Origin of the sequence: Pseudobutyrivibrio sp. ACV-2, from assembly GCF_900107545.1 — a bacterium.
GTDB lineage: Bacteria > Bacillota > Clostridia > Lachnospirales > Lachnospiraceae > Pseudobutyrivibrio.
In genome coordinates this window covers 541,923-562,626 of record NZ_FNQZ01000001.1, presented here as the reverse complement: position 1 = coordinate 562,626, position 20,704 = coordinate 541,923, and the positions used below count along the sequence as shown (strand labels likewise).

20 protein-coding genes are annotated in these 20,704 nt (G+C 38.3%); 19 read left to right on the top strand and 1 reads right to left on the bottom strand.

The window, feature by feature from the left end; genetic code table 11:
• The first annotated feature begins 1 nt into the window (after position 1).
• The 11 genes from BLV53_RS02560 (at position 2) to BLV53_RS02510 (ending at position 5,644) form a co-directional block, all read left to right on the top strand.
• Positions 2 to 370 (top strand): nuclear transport factor 2 family protein, encoded by a 369-nt coding sequence (locus BLV53_RS02560; RefSeq protein ID WP_090296630.1) that lies wholly within the window; start codon positions 2 to 4, stop codon positions 368 to 370.
• A 13-nt stretch (positions 371 to 383) separates the two neighbouring features.
• Positions 384 to 1,223: an aldo/keto reductase gene (locus BLV53_RS02555; protein ID WP_090296629.1), complete on the top strand. Its 840-nt coding sequence runs from the start codon at positions 384 to 386 to the stop codon at positions 1,221 to 1,223.
• Between the two features lie 229 nt (positions 1,224 to 1,452).
• Entirely contained in the window at positions 1,453 to 1,773 is a 321-nt protein-coding gene (locus BLV53_RS02550; RefSeq protein ID WP_090296756.1) for a nucleotide pyrophosphohydrolase, read from the top strand.
• A 116-nt stretch (positions 1,774 to 1,889) separates the two neighbouring features.
• Positions 1,890 to 2,288: a (deoxy)nucleoside triphosphate pyrophosphohydrolase gene (locus BLV53_RS02545; RefSeq protein WP_090296627.1), complete on the top strand. Its 399-nt coding sequence runs from the start codon at positions 1,890 to 1,892 to the stop codon at positions 2,286 to 2,288.
• Positions 2,289 to 2,373: 85 nt separating this feature from the next.
• Entirely contained in the window at positions 2,374 to 3,027 is a 654-nt protein-coding gene (locus BLV53_RS02540) for a hypothetical protein (protein WP_090296624.1), read from the top strand.
• A gap of 48 nt (positions 3,028 to 3,075) precedes the next feature.
• Complete coding sequence (locus BLV53_RS02535; RefSeq protein ID WP_242879024.1) at positions 3,076 to 3,246, top strand: hypothetical protein; 171 nt, start codon at positions 3,076 to 3,078, stop codon at positions 3,244 to 3,246.
• A 258-nt stretch (positions 3,247 to 3,504) separates the two neighbouring features.
• Positions 3,505 to 3,750 (top strand): heavy-metal-associated domain-containing protein, encoded by a 246-nt coding sequence (locus BLV53_RS02530; protein WP_090296620.1) that lies wholly within the window; start codon positions 3,505 to 3,507, stop codon positions 3,748 to 3,750.
• 44 nt (positions 3,751 to 3,794) lie between these two features.
• Positions 3,795 to 4,091, top strand: a complete 297-nt coding sequence (locus BLV53_RS02525) for a hypothetical protein (protein WP_090296617.1) — start codon at positions 3,795 to 3,797, stop codon at positions 4,089 to 4,091.
• A 2-nt stretch (positions 4,092 to 4,093) separates the two neighbouring features.
• A complete protein-coding gene (locus BLV53_RS02520) occupies positions 4,094 to 4,363 on the top strand; it encodes a hypothetical protein (RefSeq protein WP_090296615.1) in 270 nt (89 codons plus the stop codon).
• 129 nt (positions 4,364 to 4,492) lie between these two features.
• A complete protein-coding gene (locus BLV53_RS02515) occupies positions 4,493 to 5,020 on the top strand; it encodes a 2'-5' RNA ligase family protein (protein WP_090296612.1) in 528 nt (175 codons plus the stop codon).
• A gap of 12 nt (positions 5,021 to 5,032) precedes the next feature.
• Positions 5,033 to 5,644, top strand: coding sequence for a sugar O-acetyltransferase (locus BLV53_RS02510; protein WP_090296610.1), 612 nt, complete (start codon positions 5,033 to 5,035; stop codon positions 5,642 to 5,644).
• A 63-nt stretch (positions 5,645 to 5,707) separates the two neighbouring features.
• Here the strand turns inward: BLV53_RS02510 and BLV53_RS02505 are convergent, their stop codons facing one another.
• A complete protein-coding gene (locus tag BLV53_RS02505) occupies positions 5,708 to 6,769 on the bottom strand; it encodes a LacI family DNA-binding transcriptional regulator (protein ID WP_090296607.1) in 1,062 nt (353 codons plus the stop codon).
• Between the two features lie 253 nt (positions 6,770 to 7,022).
• On the opposite strand from BLV53_RS02505, the gene BLV53_RS02500 reads away from it, so the two are divergent.
• From BLV53_RS02500 to BLV53_RS02465, 8 genes are all read left to right on the top strand, one after another.
• Positions 7,023 to 7,934 carry an ABC transporter permease gene (locus BLV53_RS02500; RefSeq protein ID WP_242879023.1) on the top strand — a complete coding sequence of 304 codons (912 nt, stop codon included), beginning with the start codon at positions 7,023 to 7,025 and terminating at the stop codon, positions 7,932 to 7,934.
• 14 nt (positions 7,935 to 7,948) lie between these two features.
• Positions 7,949 to 8,857 carry a carbohydrate ABC transporter permease gene (locus BLV53_RS02495; protein WP_090296602.1) on the top strand — a complete coding sequence of 303 codons (909 nt, stop codon included), beginning with the start codon at positions 7,949 to 7,951 and terminating at the stop codon, positions 8,855 to 8,857.
• A gap of 52 nt (positions 8,858 to 8,909) precedes the next feature.
• On the top strand, positions 8,910 to 10,571 hold the full coding sequence (locus BLV53_RS02490; RefSeq protein WP_090296600.1) for an extracellular solute-binding protein: 1,662 nt from the start codon (positions 8,910 to 8,912) through the stop codon (positions 10,569 to 10,571).
• Positions 10,572 to 10,596: 25 nt separating this feature from the next.
• A complete protein-coding gene (locus tag BLV53_RS02485) occupies positions 10,597 to 12,129 on the top strand; it encodes a glycoside hydrolase family 32 protein (protein WP_090296597.1) in 1,533 nt (510 codons plus the stop codon).
• A gap of 195 nt (positions 12,130 to 12,324) precedes the next feature.
• Positions 12,325 to 13,548 (top strand): EAL and HDOD domain-containing protein, encoded by a 1,224-nt coding sequence (locus BLV53_RS02480; RefSeq protein WP_090296594.1) that lies wholly within the window; start codon positions 12,325 to 12,327, stop codon positions 13,546 to 13,548.
• Between the two features lie 384 nt (positions 13,549 to 13,932).
• Positions 13,933 to 14,160: an HPr family phosphocarrier protein gene (locus BLV53_RS02475; protein WP_090296591.1), complete on the top strand. Its 228-nt coding sequence runs from the start codon at positions 13,933 to 13,935 to the stop codon at positions 14,158 to 14,160.
• 62 nt (positions 14,161 to 14,222) lie between these two features.
• Complete coding sequence (locus tag BLV53_RS02470; protein ID WP_090296588.1) at positions 14,223 to 16,628, top strand: ATP-dependent DNA helicase; 2,406 nt, start codon at positions 14,223 to 14,225, stop codon at positions 16,626 to 16,628.
• A gap of 239 nt (positions 16,629 to 16,867) precedes the next feature.
• Positions 16,868 to 20,668 carry a phosphoribosylformylglycinamidine synthase gene (locus tag BLV53_RS02465; RefSeq protein ID WP_090296586.1) on the top strand — a complete coding sequence of 1,267 codons (3,801 nt, stop codon included), beginning with the start codon at positions 16,868 to 16,870 and terminating at the stop codon, positions 20,666 to 20,668.
• Positions 20,669 to 20,704 lie beyond the last annotated feature (36 nt).

Here is a 20,704-nt window from a genome sequence, read left to right as displayed (position 1 = left end):
TATGCGTGAAGAAGAAAAAATCACAGAATTATATAAAGACTATTGGCACTATATGATTGAGAAAAATATAGAAGGTCTCAGAAGTCTTATGTCTACAGACTATTGTCTTTATCATATGACCGGGGTGAAACAGTCCGCTGATGAGTTTCTGAAGGGATTAGATAATGGCACTTTTAATTATTATTCAGCTGATCATGATGAAATAATAGTAAGTGTTCATGGTGATGAGGCAACCATGATTGGTAAAAGCAGGGTAGTTGCTGCAGTCTATGGAGGTGGAAAAGGAAGCTGGAGATTGCAGGGAGACTTTACTCTTAGAAAAGAAAATGGAAGCTGGAAGTTTACAAGTTCCAGAGCATCAACATATTAAGGAGGATTTTACAATGGAAAACATCGTATTAAATAACAAATTGGAGTGCCCAGTAGTGGGAATTGGAACATTTATGCTATCACCTGCTGATGCGCAAAATAGTGTGCGTGAAGCTCTTAAGATGGGCTATAGATTAGTAGATACAGCAAATGCTTATGTAAATGAGCGTGCTGTAGGTAGAGGAATCAAGGAAAGTGGAGTAGATAGAAAGGATGTATTTTTATCAACTAAGCTTTGGCCTTCAGAATATGAAAACGTAAATGCGGTAGACGAAACCTTGGAGCGCCTTGGTGTTGACTATGTGGATTTATTATACATCCACCAGCCTGCTGGAAATTGGCTTGCAGGATACAGACAGCTTGAGAAAGCATACAAAGAAGGTAAGGCTAAGGCTATCGGCATTTCAAATTTCGAAGGAAAGTATATCGAAGAACTTCAGACTAAGTGGGAAATTGTTCCTAAGTTTATTCAGGTAGAAGCACATCCATATTTTACACAGACAGAGCTTCGCAAGACTTTGGATAAATATGACATCAAGCTCATGAGCTGGTATCCACTTGGCCATGGTGACAAGTCTCTTATCAACGAGCCTGTATTTGCAGAACTGGGTAAGAAATATGGCAAGTCATCTGCACAGATTATTCTTCGCTGGCATACGCAGATGGGTTTTGTTGTTATCCCAGGAAGTAAAAATGTGGACCACATCAAGGATAATTTAGATATTCTCGATTTTAAGCTTATAGATGAAGAAATGGCAGAAATTGCTAAGCTTGATAAGAACGAGAGATATTATCACAGAACTGATGCACAGCTTGTTCAGTTTGCTGGTTGGAAACCGGATTTTGAAAAATAAGCTATGTGACCGACATTGCCTCATTTTGACTCGTCTTTAATTGCATAAATCGTCCAATATTTTACCCTCCTGTGATATACTAGATATAGTATGTACAGGAGGGTATTCTGTATATGAGGGGCAAATATGCTAGAAAGAATACGGACATTTACATTTGATGAAAAGAGAAAGATTAAAGTAAAGTGAGAAAACTATAAAGATAAGTAAGCTAGAGTAGGTACTGATGAGGATGACAGAACAGACAATTAAACGAATTAGAAAATTTACAGAGGACAGAGACTGGGATCAGTTTCATGCGCCAGTTCATCTTGCGAAATCTATTGTGATAGAAGCGGCAGAGCTACTTGAATGTTTTCAGTGGAACGACGATGAGTATGATTTAGAGCATGTAAAAGAAGAGCTTGCTGACGTAATGGTATATTGCCAAAACTTGGCAGATAAGCTTGGGGTAGATCCAGATGAGATTATTAATAAAAAGATGGACCAGAATGAAGCTAAGTATCCTGTGGAGAAGGCTAGGGGCAAGGCTGATAAGTATGACCAACTGTAGTTGTACTTGCTTGTATGTATAGGTTTCCGAATGCAAAATAGGAAAATGCATTCGGAAATCTCAATAAATTGAGACAAGATTTTTTGTTTATGATTATTTAGTTGGAGAGGTGTAATATGAAAACAATTCGTGTAGTAGCAGCGGTAATATGCGATTCCATTGAAAACAAAACAAAAATCTTTTCTACAGCCAGGGGCTATGGTGATTTTAAAGGTGGCTGGGAGTTTCCCGGTGGAAAAATTGAAGAAGGTGAAACCCCTCAGGAAGCCGTAGTAAGGGAAATCCAAGAAGAGCTAGAGGCTACTGTCAAGGTTGGAGATTTGATTGATACTATCGAGTACGATTATCCAACATTTCATCTTTCAATGGATTGCTTTTGGTGTGAAGTAGAATCTGGAGAGTTGAAACTATTAGAAGCTGAGGCTGCCAAATGGCTTACTAAAGATGAGCTGGATTCTGTAGAGTGGTTACCTGCAGATATTACTTTAATTGATCAGATAAGACAGGCTATGTAAACGACTAAAGTGCTGCAAAGGTAAAAGTTATATGTTTTTCCAATCAAATCGATTTTACAAAAATAAATAAGAAGATGGTGTTAAGATGAAAGAGAGAGTTGGAGTGGGTTTTGATTATTTATGGTGCGCGTTGTATGTATGCGCAGCATTTGCAATTGAGCTGTTATTAGTTTTTATCGAGGGAAAGATAGGAATAGACACAGGAAACTATACAGATTTGCAAAATATTGTTCATTGGGGATTAACAACGATACTTTGGATTTGTGCCGGATTTTTAGTCATATATATAGGAAAGAAAACAACTGGATTTGATATTTGGGAGCACAGGGAAGGCTTAAAGAAATGGCAGTATATCGCAATCTGTTTAACATTTGTTATTAATATCATTGCCAAGTACATGGACTGGAATGGGTTCAAGGTTTTGATTGAATGGAATTCTAAAGCGCCATTATTGTTTGCATTCCAATATCTATACTATTTAGCCGAAGGATTCTTAATATCACTGGTAATAGTATATGGACAGAAGGCATATGAAAAATGGTTTGTCAAAGACTCTATCCCTTATGGCGGCATAGTGCTAGGAATAGTATGGGGATTATCACACATTGTATCTAAGGGCAGTATCGTGATTGGAATTTTTGCGATGCTTAGTGGATTTCTATTTGGCGCAGCATATATCTTTGTGAATAGAGATTACAGAAAGGCATTACCTATTATCATTTTGTTATTTATTTTATAGGAATGATGGGGAGTGAATAGCGCGGATTCATCAGCAAAAGGGAAAACTATGGTTACATTAACACCATTACAACAATCAGACAGAGAGAAATTTATAAAGGACAACCAGGAAGCTTTCAACTACGGTGCATTGGAAGAATTTGGCATGCGTGATAATCACTTTGAAGAGGACGAGCAGTTCCCGGATGGGATGTTTAGGTTTGAGAAGAGGATGGATTGATTAGTTTGGTGTCATTTAAATGCTAGGTTTATGTTTTAATTTTGCTAGTGTTTGTTCAACAAATTTACGCTGCCCCTATCAAAAAGTGAGTTAGACATTCCTAACTATAGATGCTATAATATAGACACAAGATATTAGAAGAGGGGGTATGTGGTATGACCGCAAAACAAATTCTCGCTATTTTAATTCTTATTTCTGCATTAATATGGCAGTTAGTCTATAAATATAAGCACAAAAGGTAATAGAAAGTAGGTAGTTATGGTAAAAATAGTACTAAAAATTGATGGCATGATGTGTAATATGTGTGAGTCACATGTAAATGATGTTATCAGAAAAATTGTTCCTGATGCTAAAAAAGTAAAAAGCTCACATAAGACTGGTGAAAGTACATTTATCTCCAATAATCAGCCTGAAGAAAACCAGATTGTCGCAGCAATTGTTGAGACAGGCTACACAGTTCTTTCAATGAATGTAGAGCCATATAAGAAAAGATTTTTGTTTTAAATAATATTAGACTCACAAAAGTCATATATTACGAGAGAGGAAATATGGGATTTTTTTCGGAAATAAATGGAGAATTAAAGCCTTCAGACGAATATCTGTCCATCCATTCACTGGAGGGATACGAGCAGGGAGACATGGAACACGAGGATTACCAAGTGGAAGATGATGAAGTGGCGATGTCTCTAATGAGAAAATGTAAAAACTGTGGAAAGCCGTTTACTCTGGCTGGAGCCATCAATGACTTTGATACATATTTTAATGAAGAGTTCTTTTATATGGAAGAATTTGTAGGTCAGCTTTGCGGTAAATGTGCCATAACAGAAATAGAAGAGGAGTTTTAGTAATGTATTATGTACCAGACGGCACAAGCCTTGCAGGATTTTATGAATGTAGTGAATGTGCCAATAGATTTTTATCAATTCAGGTTGGACCAACTCTGGTCTGTCCATATTGTGGTGAACAGCCAAATATGGAAATAGGCCCCGATGAAGAAATGCCTGTAGCGTCAGAAACAGCAAAACTTATTTCAGTGGTTAGAGGTGAAGAAGAAATAGAAAAGATGGATGCTTTACTTTCTCTTGCTGTCACTGGAGGAGACTATAGTTGGATGTAAGCTTGCTTAAAATATTATAAGATAGATAACGCAAATGAAGCCCTATGCTTAGAGTATGGGGCTTTTTTCAGTTTGAAATATTAGCTATAATTAATCCAAGAAAGGTGTTAATTACTTAGAGGAATCAAGATGTTTCTGATATCAGCCTATTTTGATAAAACCACAAACAAAATACTCAAAAACTACATAAACAAAGTGGCTGAGGTCACTGGAAATGATTTTATGATATCACATAATGTACCACCGCACTTGACGTTTTCAGCTATAGAGGCTCGATCTGTGGAGGTTCTTATTCCGCCTTTTGAAGCTCTTACAAATAAGCTTTCACGAGGGAACATTTCAATAATTACCGTAGGACAGTTAATGCCATATGTCATATATGTGGCCCCGTATCTAAATGAATATTTGTATGAAACAAGCAGGTGTTTATATGATGGCTTTTCAAATATACCTGAAACTACAATCAGCAATTATTACAGGCCATTATCTTGGCTACCACATATAACTATAGCTAAAACTCTATCCAAAGAGCAAATGATAGAAGCGGTCAAAGTAATGCAGGATTTTAAATCCATTGATGCGAAAATTACACACATTGGATTGGCAAAGGTTAATCCTCATGAGGATGTCAGAGAAATTCAATTAGCAGATATTTAAAAGGAGATACTAATGAATCAAAAAGAGAGAATGCTTTCAGGATTGCCATATAAAGCATGGATGGATGGTCTCAGTGAAGAACGCTTGGAAAACAAAAAGAAAATTTTTAAATATAATAATCTTGAACCAGAATATGAAAAGGCTAAAGATGCCCTGATAAAAGAAATCCTTGGTAAAACGGGAAATATAATCAATGTAGAAGCGCCTTTTCGTTGTGACTATGGCTACAATATCGAGGTTGGAGAGAACTTTTTTGCAAATTACAATCTTACTATTCTTGATGTAGGCAAAGTCAAAATAGGTGATAACGCTCAGATTGCCCCTAATGTATCTATATACACTGCAGGTCATCCTATTCATCCCGATTCAAGAAATTCTGGTTATGAATACGGAATACCTATTACTATTGGAGATAATGTTTGGATTGGTGGAAACACCTGCATAATGCCGGGGGTCACTATAGGAAATAATGTTGTAATTGGAGCTGGAAGTGTGGTGACAAAAGATTTGCCTGACAATGTAATTGCGGTAGGAAACCCATGTAGAATCCTTAGAAAAATCTCAGAGGAAGATAGAGATTATTATTATCGAAATTTAAAATTTGATGTAGAAGATTATAAGTAATAAAATTTCAATTTTATAGTAGATAAGAAAACGCAGGAATTAGCTCCTGCGTTTTTTATCATATTATTTAGAAGGGCTTGTTGATTCTCTGTAAATGAGATTTGTTTCGGTATAGATAGTTCTATAATTCATATCTGGCTGTTGAATACGTGAAAGAATAAGGTTTGCAGCAGTCATACCCATTACCTGACTGTGAATGTGAATGGTAGTCAATGTCGGGGTCATAAGCTTTGACTCTGTGGAATCATCAAAGCCAGAGAGCAGGGTATCTTTTGGACATGATAGGTTGAGGTGTCCCAAACAGTCTAGTGTATCCATACAGACGAAATCGTTAGCGCAAATGAATAAATCAGGTAAGTGCTCAAGCTTTGATAAACAATCTAAAAGGCGGGGTCTGTACATTTCATTGTGAGGATTGATATCTGTGAATATGTAGTCTTCTTTGATATCTAGTCCGAAATGATGCATAGCATTGAAATATGAAAGATATCTCTCGAAGAATGAACGGCAGTGATATTTTTGCCCGATGTAGCCTATCTCTTTTATTCCACGATTCTTCATGGCTTCAACGAGAGAGAAAATGCCTGATGTATTTTCCATAAGAAGCACATCTGCATTAAGTGGATGAAAATAGCTTTCATATGGAGCATCGACGAAAAGAACAGGTACCTCCAGCTCAGAAAGCATCTTGCAATATTCATAGTTAAACATCTCAACACATATGATTGCTTTGGTGCGCTCTAGATTGAGTGAACTAGGTAATACCTTATTATCTATAATATCCTCACTAATACGATGCATGGTCATGCTGTAGCCGTAGTTTGATATTTCATTTTGGAATTTATCAAGCATTGTAGAAGCAAAGTGGGCATTACCCAAAAAGTTGCCAGAAAACAGTGCTATTTCTCCTGTAGCGATAGGCTTTTTAGAAGCACCATCTAATATAGAAGAATTAAGTGGATTTACATATGAAAACTGCTTGTATCCCATTTCAGCAGCCTTGGCTAAAACCTTTTCTCTGGTGGAATCAGCAAGAACTCCTGTATTATTGATAGCTTTTGAAACTGTATTTCTAGAGATGCCAAGGGCATCTGCAATGTCTTGAATTGTAACTTTAGCTGACATAATGTCCCCCTTATTTATATATTGTGCAAATATATAAATTGCACGTAATTGCAATACACATTAAATATAATAAAAAATCGAGCTCAATTTGTCAAATGTAAAATTCTTTTGTGTAAATGCGACAAACAAACAATGCAAAAATATAATATTGTTACAAATGTGAAATAAAATATTGACTCATATGTAAAAAGTGATATAGTAAGTATATGCAAAAACGTAAAGCGCATATGCAAATATGCAATGGAGGAGATTAATGAAAACAAAAGGGAAAATAAGTGAAACGAGAGATTATGTAATTAGGCACTGGAGATTGTACATTTTCTTTCTAGGACCTGCACTGTTGCTTACTATCATATTTAGATACCTGCCAATGGGTGGTATCTTGATAGCATTCGAAAAGTACAGTCCATTTAAAGGCTTCCTTGGAAGCGAATGGGTAGGGTTTGACTACTTTAAACAGTTTTTATCATCACCGGATTTCATATCATATCTGGTTAATACATTAAAGCTTAGTATTTATGGATTGCTCTGGGGCTTCCCAGTACCAATTATCCTGGCACTGTTACTTAACAGAATCGAAAGCAGCAAAATAAAGCAAAAGATTCAGCTTGTTCTTTACATGCCAAACTTCATATCAGTAATCGTCCTTTGTGGTATGGTTCGTATCCTTTTATCAGTTACAGGACCTTTCAACATGGCACTTGGAACTACAATAAACTTCCTTACATTGCCAGAAGCATTTAGACCAATCTACATTGCAAGTGGTATCTGGCAGGGCGCAGGTTGGGCATCAATCATGTACACAGCAGCACTTGCAAATGCCAGCCAGGAATTAAAGGAAGCAGCTCAGATTGATGGAGCAAATATCTTCCAGCAGATCAAAGCAGTAGAGTGGCCAGCAATCAAGGACATGGTTGTAATCCAGTTCATTCTTCAGGCCGGAAACATCATGAGTATCGGTTTTGAAAAGGCATATGCATTACAGACAGACTTGAACCTTGGAGCATCAGAAATCATTGCTACCTATGTATATAAGAAAGGTCTTATTGATGGTAACTACAGTTACTCAACAGCGGTTGGACTTTTCAATACAGTAATTAATGTAATTCTTCTTGTAGTAGTTAATAAAGTCGTTGAAAAAATGAACGATGGTCAGGGACTTTAATCAGGGGGTAAATAATGAAAGAAAAAAAGAAAAAAAGTAAATTTGCCAGATATTCAATGGGAGATAAAACCTTTCTTATTTCTGGTTACGTTCTCTTAGGACTATTTGTTTTAGCAATTATTGTTCCAATGATTTACATAGTCATTGCATCATTCATGGATCCAATCACATTACAGAATAAGGGTATCACCTTTGATTTGGAAAAATGGACATTGACAGCTTATGAGCGAGTTATTTCAAATGGACAGATTTGGGTAGGATTTAAAAACGCAGTTGTTTATTCATGCGTATTCACATTCCTTTCAGTATTCATCACAATGCTTTGTGCATACCCAATGTCACTTGATAATTTTAAAGGAAAGAATTTCTTTAACACAATTTTCATTATCACAATGTTCTTCGGTGGTGGACTTATTCCTACATACCTTCTTATTAGTAAGTTGGGATTACTTGATACAATGTGGGCAGTAGTTTTACCTGGTGCATTTTCAGTATGGAATATGATTATCGCAAGAACATATTACAAGGGCATCCCAGCAGAGCTTAGAGAAGCAGCTGAGGTTGATGGAGCAAATGAAATCATTTACTTCTTCAAGATTTTGCTTCCTGTATGTACACCAGTTATTGCAGTTCTTTGCTTATGGCAGTTCGTAGCTATGTGGAACAGTTACTTTGACGCTATGATTTATATTAACTCTGCTTCAAAGCAGCCACTTCAGCTTGTACTTAGATCTATTCTTATTCAGAACCAGCCTGACCCAGGCATGATTGCAGATATGCAGTCAACAGCACAGCGTGCACAGTTAGCAGAGCTTTTGAAATATGCAACAATCATTATTTCAAGCTTACCACTTATTGTTATGTATCCATTCTTCCAGAAGTACTTTGATAAAGGTATTATGGTTGGCTCAATCAAGGGCTAATAAAAGTGAAACAAACAGGATAACCTGTTTGATATAAATTAGGAGGAGAAAAATGAAGAAAGTATTCAAAGGTTTAGTAGCAACAACCATGGTAGCTACACTTGCCATGGGCACATTTACTGGCTGCGGTGGAGGATCAAAGTCAGCTAGTAATGCAGATTCTGTAGACACAGAAAATTTAAGCTTCCCACTCGCTGACAAGGTAACAATCACAGGTATGATTAGTTATCCTACAGGAACAGAGGAAGAGCCAAACAATCGTACAATTTTCAAGAGACTTGAGGATGAGACAAACGTACATGTAGAATGGACAGCTATTTCTTCTGACCAGTGGGGAGATAAGATATCTCTTAACATGGCAAATGTTAACACTCTTACAGATTTTGTATTCAACGCAGGCTTTGGCGATAACGATTTGCTTAGATATGCAGATCAGGGCGTTATTATCCCAGTTGAGGATTATATTGATCAGTATATGCCAAACCTTTCAGCTGTATTTGAAAAGTGTCCTGAGTACAGAACAATGTGTGAGGACGAAGATGGACATATCTGGGCATTGCCTTGGATTGAGCAGTTAGGTTCAGAAAAGACTGCTATTCAGACAGTTGGTAACAACATGTGCTTCATCAATCAGAAGTGGCTTGATTTCTTAGGACTTGAGACACCTACAACAGTTGATGAATTCGAGCAGGTTCTTATTGCATTCCAGGATAACGCAAAGGCATTACAGGATGAGTTCGGTATCGAAGGCGACATCATTCCAATGTCATGCATCATCAATGATCAGGATCCTAACATCCTTACAAATGGTTTTGGCGATGGTATCGGTGACGTAGATATGGGTCAGCACATCGCAGTAAATGATGACAGACAGGTTGTTTGTACAGCTACTACAGATGGATTTAAGAAGGGTGTTGAGTGGTTACACAAGCTTTATGCTGAAGGCCTTATCGATCCAGAGTGCTTCACACAGGATTGGGCTACATACGTAGCAAAGGGTAAGTCACATCGTTACGGTGTATGTTTCTCTTGGGATGTAGCTAACATTGACAATATCAATGATTATGTACCACTTAAGGCATTAAAGGCAGATACAGTAAACGTTACTCCACAGAACGGTTCATTTACATCAGGTTTCGACAGAGGTCGTTGTGTAGTAACAAGCGTTTGCAAGAACCCTGCACTTATTTGTGCATGGCTTGATCAGATGTATGATCCATTCCAGTCTCCACAGAACAACTGGGGTACATACGGCGAAGATGATGACTTCGATATCTTCGAGCTTGGCGAAAATGAAAATGGTGACAAGATGCTTAAGCATGCAGCACTTGGTGATGCTTCACCAGTTGAGGTTAGAGAAGCAGAGTGCGTAGGTGGACCTCTTGCAATCTTAGATGAGTACTATGGTGTATACGTAACATGCCCAGATGATGCTCAGTACAGATTAGATTGGATTAAGGATTACTACACAGATGATATGCACGGCAAGTATGTTTACCCAAGAGTATTTATGTCATCTGAGGATACAGAAAAGCTTTCAGGTATTCAGACAGATTTAGTATCATTCTTCAACTCAAGCAAGTCTGAGTTCATCAGAGATGGTGTGACAGACGGAGCTTGGAAGTCATACTTGGCACAGGCTGATGATTACGGCTTGGCTCAGTATCTTGATATTTATCAGCAGTATCTTGATAAATACTACGAAGCAAATTAGAAATATTTAGATAGGAAGGTGTAAAATGAGCAGTCAGACATTAAGAGAAGCTCGCAAATACGAGGAGGCATTAGCTAAATTAATTTCAAAAGAGGATAGACCGGGATTTCATTTGTCTCCTAGAGTAGGCTGGATGAACGACCCAAACGGTTTCAGCTATTATAATGGAAAGTATCACATGTTTTATCAGTATTATCCATATGAGGCTGCTTGGGGTCCAATGCATTGGGGCCATGCTGTAAGTGATGATTTACTACATTGGGAACATCTGACTTGCGCGCTTGCACCAGATGAATTCTATGATAAAGATGGCGTCTTTTCAGGAAGTGCTATAGGCCTTCCTGATGGAAGACAGCTTCTTATCTACACAGGTGTTATGAAGCGTACAGTTGAAAATGGTCATCTTAAGGAATTCCAGACACAGTGTTTGGCCATGGGAGATGGCGAGGATTACGAAAAGTATGCTAATAACCCTGTTCTTGGAACAGATGCAATTCCTGCAAATGGAAATGTCGAGCACTTTAGAGATCCAAAGATTTGGCAGAAAAAAGATGGAAGCTATCGTCTTTTAGTAGCCAATCTTAAGGATGACGGCTTTGGTCAGCTTCTCTTATTTAAGAGTAAAAATGCTCTTAACTGGGAGTTTGAAAAAGTATTTGCCGAAAACGATGGCTCATATGGTCTTATGTGGGAATGTCCAGACTTCTTCGAGCTTGATGGACAGGGCGTTATCTTTGTCAGCCCACAGGATATGCTTCCAGAAGGATTTGAATTCCATAATGGAAATGGAAATGTTTGTATCATCGGTGATTATGATGATGCTACAGATACATTTGTACCAAAGACTTTCCAGGCAGTAGACTATGGAATTGACTTTTATGCACATCAGAGCATCTTAACCCCAGATGGTCGTCGTGTAATGATTGGCTGGATGCAGAATTGGGATACATCAGGAGCACATGATAGAAATCTTCCTTGGTTTGGTCAGATGACTGTTCCAAGAGAGCTTGAGATTAAAAATGGAAGATTATATCAGAATCCAATCAGAGAATTGGAATCAATGCGTAAAGACAAGGTTGAGCACCTTAATACTGTTATTAAGGGAGATGAGAGTGTACTTGATACGGAAGGACACAACCCATCAAGTCGTGTATACTTGGATGGAATCGAAGGCCGCCAGATAGATATGACCATTACTATTCACCCTGAGAATGTCGAAGACATTTATGATAAATTTACTATCGGTTTGGCATCAGATTCTAAGAAGCATACAGATGTTATCTTTAGACCAAAGGAGAACATTGTAAAGCTTGATAGAAAATTCTCTGGATCCCGCAGAAGCATTGTTCATCAGAGACGTACAAAGGTTCCATTCAACAATGGAGAAGTAAAGGTACGTATTATTCTTGATAGATTCAGCATGGAACTGTTCTTTGAGGATGGCGCATATGCAATGACAGCCACTTTAGATACAGATGTATCTGCAAAAGAGATTTATTTCGAGGCTAACAAAAACGTTATTATTGACGTAACAAAATACGATTTGAGCGACAATTAAAATAATTAGGTTGTAAAGGCATTATTTGAAAAAAATAGTGCCTTTTTTGCTATAAAGGATTTATTTTTCCACTACTAGACGTTGAATTGAAAAATGAGGAGTGATATAATTTTTTTATAAATATTCAGACAATTCTGTCAGAATATTTTTGGGGTTATTACTATCTATATTTGAGGCTTGAAAAGGAGAAGGAATATGCTAGCTACATTGGTACCACTTTTTTTTGAAGACATGTCTGTTGCATCTTATTGCTTGTATGCTCAGAAAGAGAATATGTTTGAGAACCCTCATTTGCTTGCATCAGGTAAATATGATGGTGCTGGCTCAATTGTAGGTATTGAGGTTTTTGAAAGTATTTCTGAAGATGATTTGGTTGCTAATTGCGAAATAATTATTCCTATAAATAATATTTCGCTATTTGCTAATATTGAGCAACAATTGACTGGTTTTGATGGCAGAATAGTCCTTATGATGGATCAATCTCTAAAGCCAGAGGAGACGTATAATAAGAGGTTACTCGATTTAAAGAAAAAGGGATTTAAGCTAGGAGTGAAAGACCTGCCTCTTAAGAACATTGAAGACTATAAATTTATGCTTAAGGATTTTGATTTATTCCTTATTAATGCAGATGCAGGCGATATTGTCGAACAGGCAAATGCATTCAGAAAGCTAATGCCTGATATGACTTTCTGTGCAGAAAATCTCCACACCAAAGAAGAATTTGACAAAGCTAAAGAATGTGGACAGTATAAGATATTCGAAGGAACCTTCTTTAGAGTTCCTATAAACAAGCAGGACACAGAAGTTACACCTATCAAGATTAATTACATGAAACTCATGACTGTAATTAACCAATCAGATTTTGATTTAGAGGATGTAGCCAACGTAGTGGCACAGGATCCTGCTTTATCAATTGAACTCCTAAAAATAGCAAACAGACTTACTATTAATTCTAATATTCGCTCTATTAATCAGGCTACAGCACTTCTAGGACAAAGAGAAATCAGACGTTGGTTAAATACCACACTTTTTAATGAATTGGCGGCAGGAAAGCCAAATGAAATTACACGACTTTCTCTAGTAAGAGCCAGATTTGCTGAAAATCTTTCAAAGGCATTTGATTATGCTATGAGAAAAGACGAGCTGTTTTTGATGGGGCTGTTCTCATTATTGAATTTAATCTTAGATATGCCTATGGAAAAGGCTTTAGAGCAGGTAGGTGTTAGTAATGAGATTAAAAAAGCTCTTGTAAGTGGTGATGGAATATTTGCTCCACAGCTTGAATTTTTACTTAGCTATGAAGCTGGTGATTGGCAGGAAGTATCCAGACTAATGGTGCTTCATGATATTGAAATGCATGTTGTTTATGACGCATATGTAGAAGCACTGGAGTGGTATGGAGAGATGTTTAATTCATAATCATAATAAGTCGAAAACTCATAAATAAACTAAAGAGTAGAAAGCCTCGGTGGATTTAACATCGGGGCTTTGTTTTTGAATAAATACATTATTACACAATGTAATTATTGCTTGTATACAAGTAACGAAAATGTTACCAAAATGGAAACCGAAATCTGACTAGAATTAGCGAAAGGTGTATTTGTACGCTTAGAGAGGAAACTGATATTCATATCTACGAAAATGACAAAGTGAGTACAAATAAGTTGCCGATATATAATACTCAAATGGTTAAAAACGAGATTCTTTGTGATTGGTTTACTCGTTGACACTTCAAAAAAATGGTGATATACATAAGTTAAAACTGTTTTGGGAACTGTTTTGAAGTAATAGGAGTAAGTTATAATGAAGTTTAAAATTAGATTAGAAAACACAAATGACGCTGAAGAGTTTGTAAAGGCAGCATCACAATGCGGTGGAGATGTTGATCTCCATAGTGGCGTGGTTTATATCGATGGAAAGTCACTTCTCGGTGTAATTGCCATGGGTATTAAGAGAGACATGAATGTTTCTATTAGCGAGCAGGATAATTCAATCCTTAAAAAAGCTGTTCAGAAGTTCATTGTTGCATAATATTTTATATTGTATAATTAAGCCTGTGAGTAATCTCACAGGTTTTTTTTATTAGGAGTATTATGAAAGTAGCACGTCTTGTTACCCCGGAGGGGGAAAAGGCACAAATAAATATATCCGTTAGGAGTCTGGTGGAATTTCTCCTTAGAGAGGGAGATATCGATGATAGAAGGGGCTCCGTAGACCCATTTGAGGCCATGCAGGCGGGAAGTAGGATTCATAGAAAGATTCAAAGCTCTATGGGTCCTTTTTATCGTGCAGAGGTTCCCCTTAAGTTTCAGGTTGATTGTGAGGATTACACTCTTGGAATCGAAGGAAGAGCAGATGGTGTGGTACTTGAGATGGATGAAGAAGGCACAGTGGTGTCTGCGCTTGTGGATGAAATCAAGGGTATGTACATGGATGTAATGACCTTTGAAAAGCCTGTGCTGGTACATGATGCTCAGGCAAAATGCTATGGATATATTTTAGCTAACGAATATAATCTCCCTGAAATTGAGGTGCAGATGACATATGTCAGTCTTGAGACAGAGGAAATAAAGCACTTCAACCATACTTATACATACAGTGAAATCGAAGAGTGGTTTTTAACTATTATTAATATATTTAGAAAATGGGTGGATTTTCAATACAATCATAAAATGGATATGCTTCAATCTGCTCAGGGGCTTGAATTTCCCTATGAGTATAGGGATGGTCAAAAGAAGTTGGTATCGGATGTTTATCGCAGCATATATAGAAGGAAAATCTTATTTATGCAGGCGCCTACTGGTACCGGCAAAACCATAGCAAATGTATTTCCTGCGGTAATGGCATTGGGACAAAATCTGGCGGAGAGAGTGTTTTATCTTACGGCTAAAACCGCCACTGCAATTGCTGCCAGGGATGCTTATAAATTATTGGCCGAGTCAGGATATGAAGGCCTTACTATAATGCTTACGGCTAAAGAAAAAATGTGTATGTGTGATGAGGCGGATTGTAACCCTGACAACTGCCCATACGCTCGCGGGCATTTTGACAGGGTGAATGATGTAATTTATGAAATTATCACAAAGGAAAACGTCATAACAAGAGATGTGATTTTAGGCTATGCAGAAGAATACGTGGTTTGTCCTTTTGAACTGGCTCTTGATGTGAGCACCTGGTGCGAAGGTATTATTTGCGATTACAACTATGTTTTTGATCCTAATGTTTATCTAAAAAGATTTTTCGCCGATGGAAAAACAGGAGAGCATATTTTTCTTATTGATGAGGCACACAACATGGTGGACAGAGCCAGAGAAATGTATTCAGAGACCCTCATTAAAGAAGAGATCCTTTCTATAAAAAGATATGCAAAGCCGGTCAGCAAAAAGCTTGTTAATGCACTTGAAAAATGTAATCGTATTTTGCTTGAATATAAAAGACAGTGTGACCATGATATCACAGTACTTCCCGATATCGATATGCTTCTTACTGCATGCGATAATCTGCAAATGATTTTTGAGCAGCTTTTCAAAAAAGAGGTAAAGTTTGGAATATATCAGGATGAGGTGCTGGATTTTTATTTCAGGCTTAGAAATTTTACTGCGCTGGCATATCAACAGGATAATAATCACTACAGGATATATTGCGATTTTGATGATGATAAAAATTTTAATCTTCATCTATTTTGTATAGACCCATCTGCTCAGCTTCAGGACAGGCTGAATATGGCACGAGCCACTGTTTATTTTAGTGCTACATTACTTCCAATAGATTATTACAAGGATTTGCTGTGTAACATTAAGGATGTGTATGCCATTTATGTAGACTCTGTTTTTGACACTTCCAATCGTTTGCTGGTGCTTGGTACAGATGTGACCAGTAAATACACCAGACGTGGTCAGGAGGAGTATATAAAATATGCCAAATATATCAAGGCAGCTGTGGATGGCAAAATGGGTAATTACATGGTTTTTGGGCCTTCCTATAAGTTTATAGAGGATGTGAAGGCTGAATATGAGACTATGGCCGGTGATGTTGATATATTGACCCAGCAGCAGAATATGACGGAGCAAGAAAGGGAAGAGTTCCTGCTAGAATTTGAAACAAAAAGAACAAAGTCCATGGTGGCATTTTGCACCCTTGGAGGAATATTTTCTGAGGGAATAGATTTGGTGGGCGGAAAGCTTATAGGTGTAGTTGTGCTTGGTACAGGACTCCCGCAGGTGGGAAACAGCAGAAAGCTGATGTCGGATTTCTTTGATGGACAGGGAAAAAATGGATTTGAATATGCATATCTATACCCTGGAATGAATAAAGTAATCCAGGCTGCAGGTCGACTAATCAGGACAAAGGATGATGTGGGAATCATTGAATTGTTAGACGAAAGACTTCGCTTCGCTAGTTACCAAAAGACTTTTCCCCGTGAGTGGAAAGACGCCTGTTATACCACAGTGGATGAGATTTCGTTAAAAGTTACAAAATTTTGGTCTAAAAAAGCTTAAATTATTATTAGGAGATGTGAATTTTTTGTGTTATACTTTCCTTAACTGTGAGGCTGCCTGCCAGTTTGCTAGTTTTTGAGACATAATTTTGCTAGTTTTTGAGACATAAATTTTTACTAGATTTTGAGGCATAATTCTACTAGTTTTCGAGACATAATTATTTTACTAGTTTTTGGGACCTGAATTATTGGCAGGGGTCTTGTCTCACAGATTTAAAGTAAATAATACGGAGGTGTAAAGTGGGCAAAGTAAGAAGAATTTACGTTGAAAAAAAGCCTGAATTTGCAGTATCTGCCAAGTCACTGTTTTCTGAAATAGGAAGCTACTTAGGCATCAAGGATGTTACAGGAGTTAGAGTCTTGATACGGTATGACGTTCAAGATGTTTCTGACGACGTTTTTAAGAAAGCGGTGAAGACAGTTTTTTCTGAGCCTCCTGTTGATAATGTTTATGAAGAGACATTTGATTACAGTGGTCGTGTCTTTTCTGTTGAATTTTTACCAGGTCAGTTTGACCAGCGTGCTGACTCTGCGGAGCAGTGTCTTAAGCTCTTAAATGAAAACGAAGAGCCTACTATTCATTCAGCTACTACTTATGTTATTGAGGGTAGCATTACTGACGACGAATTCGATGCTATCAAAAAGCATTGTATCAACCCTGTTGATTCTAGAGAGACTTCACTTGATAAGCCAGAGTCTCTATCTAATAATTTCGATGAACCAGCCGACGTCAATACTTTTGACGGTTTCACTTCTATGGCTGAAAATGATTTACGCACTTTATATGATTCTTTAAATTTAGCAATGACCTTTAAGGATTTTCTCCACATCCAGAAATATTTTGCTGGGGAAGAGCACAGAGATCCTACTGTTACAGAAATCAGAGTTCTTGATACTTATTGGTCAGATCATTGCCGTCACACCACATTCTCTACAGAACTTAAAAATGTAACTATCGAAGATGGCTTTTATAAGGCACCTATTCAGGATACCTTCAATGACTACCTTGATAATTTCAAAATCCTTTACAAGGATCGTGATGACAAATTCGTATGCTTGATGGACCTTGCACTTCTTGCGATGAAGCGTCTTAAGGCTGATGGCAAACTTGCAGATCAGGAAGAGTCAGATGAAATTAATGCATGCTCAATTGTTGTTCCTATCAATGTAGATGGAACAGAAGAAGAGTGGCTTATCAACTTCAAAAACGAAACACACAATCACCCAACAGAAATAGAGCCATTTGGTGGTGCTGCTACATGTCTTGGCGGTGCAATCCGTGATCCACTTTCAGGACGTACTTATGTATACCAGGCTATGCGTGTTACAGGTGCAGCAGATCCTACAGTATCTGTAAAGGATACAATCGAAGGCAAACTTCCACAGAAAAAGCTGGTTCGTGAAGCAGCTCATGGCTACAGCTCATATGGTAACCAGATTGGTCTTGCTACAGGCTACGTTAAAGAAATCTATCATCCAGATTACGTAGCAAAGCGTATGGAAATTGGTGCGGTTATGGGTGCTGCTCCAAGACGTGCTGTTCAGAGACTTAACTCTGATCCAGGCGATAAAATCATCCTTCTTGGTGGACGTACAGGTCGTGATGGTATCGGTGGTGCTACAGGTTCATCAAAGGCTCACAATACAGAATCCACAGCAGTTTGTGGTGCTGAGGTTCAAAAGGGTAACCCACCTACAGAAAGAAAGATTCAGCGTCTTTTCAGAAGAGAAGAGGTTTCATACATAATCAAAAAGTGTAACGACTTTGGTGCCGGCGGTGTTTCTGTTGCTATCGGTGAATTAGCTCCAGGACTTGTAGTTGATTTGGACAAGGTTCCAAAGAAATACGCAGGACTTGATGGAACAGAGCTTGCTATTTCAGAGTCACAGGAGCGTATGGCAGTAGTAGTTGCTCCTTCAGATGTAAACAAATTCCTTCAGTATGCAGCTGAGGAAAACTTAGAGGCTATTGAGGTTGCTGTAGTTACTGAAGAGCCACGTCTTGTTCTTAACTGGAGAGGAAAGGAAATCGTAAATCTTTCTCGTGCATTCCTTGATACAAACGGTGCACATCAGGAGACAGACGTTTACGTAGAGCTTCCTGACAACAATGACAAATACATCGACAAAATTGGTATTGAAAAGGTTGCAAAGGATGTTGAGGCAGACGACTTTAAGGCAGCATGGCTTGATTCTCTTGCAGACTTAAATGAGTGTTCTCAGAAGGGGCTTGTGGAGATGTTTGACGGTTCTATCGGAGCTGGATCTACTTTGATGCCTTTCGGTGGTAAATATCAGCTTACTGAGACACAGTCAATGGTAGCAAAGGTTCCTGTTGCAGATGGAAACACTGATGCTGTTACTATGATGGCTTATGGTTTCAATCCATACCTTAGCTCATGGTCACCTTACCATGGTGCACAGTACGCGGTACTTGAGTCTGTTGCCAGAATCGTAGCATCAGGTGGTGACTTTAAGAAAATTAGATTTACATTCCAGGAATACTTCCGCAGAATGAGCGAAGATCCAAAGAGATGGAGCCAGCCTTTTGCAGCACTTCTTGGAGCGTATAGAGCTCAGATGCAGTTTGAGCTTCCATCTATCGGTGGTAAGGACTCAATGTCAGGAACCTTCAATGAAATCGATGTTCCACCTACACTTGTTTCCTTTGCTGTAGATGTGGCAAAGCAGGGGGATATTGTTACTCCAGAGCTTAAGCAGGCAGGAGACAAGCTGTTTATTCTCAGAGTTCTTAGAGATAATTATGATCAGCCAAACTACGACCAGGCTAAAATGATTTATGCAGTTGTCCGTCAGATGGTTGAAATGGACAACATTAAAGCAGCTTATGCCCTTGGAGCAAACGGTCTTGTACCTGCTGTTTCTAAGATGGCATTCGGTAACAAGCTTGGTGTTAAGATTTATGATGATTTCTCATCTATGACATTATTTGGATTCTCTGTTGGTGATCTAGTTCTTGAGGTTTCAGAGGATGCAGTATCTGCTATCGAGAATGAGCTTTCAAAGGTTGGTCTCATGGATTGTGGCTATGTAGTCGGTGAAGTTACAGACGATGCTACATTCACATATAGAGATGTAAAGATTTCTGTGGATGAGGCTATCGCAGCATGGACAGGCACTCTTGAAAAAGTATTTAAGACTCGGAGCCATGAGGATACTTCACTTGTGGACACAGGTGTATATGAGGAAAAGAATTTCTACATCTGCAAGAACAAGATTGCAAAGCCTAGAGTATTCATTCCAGTATTCCCAGGTACAAACTGTGAGTACGATTCAGCAAGAGCTTTCGAAAAGGCTGGTGCAATCACAAATGTAAAGGTATTCAAGAATCAGAGTGCAGAGGATATCAGAGAATCAGTTGATGAATTCTCACGCGCCATTGCTCAGTCTCAGATTGTTATGTTCCCAGGTGGTTTCTCAGCAGGTGATGAGCCAGAGGGTTCTGCAAAGTTCTTTGCTACTGCATTCAGAAATGAAAAAATGAAGGAAGCAATCCATGGACTCTTAAACAATCGCGATGGATTGATGCTTGGTATTTGTAATGGTTTCCAGGCACTCATCAAGCTTGGCTTAGTACCATACGGAGAAATCCATACTCAGAAAGAGGATTCTCCAACACTTACATACAACACAATCGGACGTCACATTTCAAAGATTGCCTATACAAAGGTAGTAAGCAACAAGTCACCATGGCTTGCAGGTGCTACACTTGGTGAGACATATTGTGCTCCAGCTTCTCACGGTGAGGGACGTTTTGTTGCCTCAGAAGAGTGGATTAAAAAGCTCTTTGAGAATGGTCAGGTAGCAACTCAGTATGTTGACGAAAATGGCAATCCTACAATGGATGAAGAGTGGAACATCAACGGCAGCTACTGTGCTATCGAGGGTATCACAAGCCCTGATGGACGTGTATTTGGTAAGATGTGCCACGCAGAGCGTATCGGCAAAGGCGTAGCAATCAACATCTACGGCGACCAGGACATGAAGCTCTTCGAATCAGGCGTAGATTACTTCAGATAAAACTAAAACTCCAAGGTGAAATTCCACCTTGGAGTT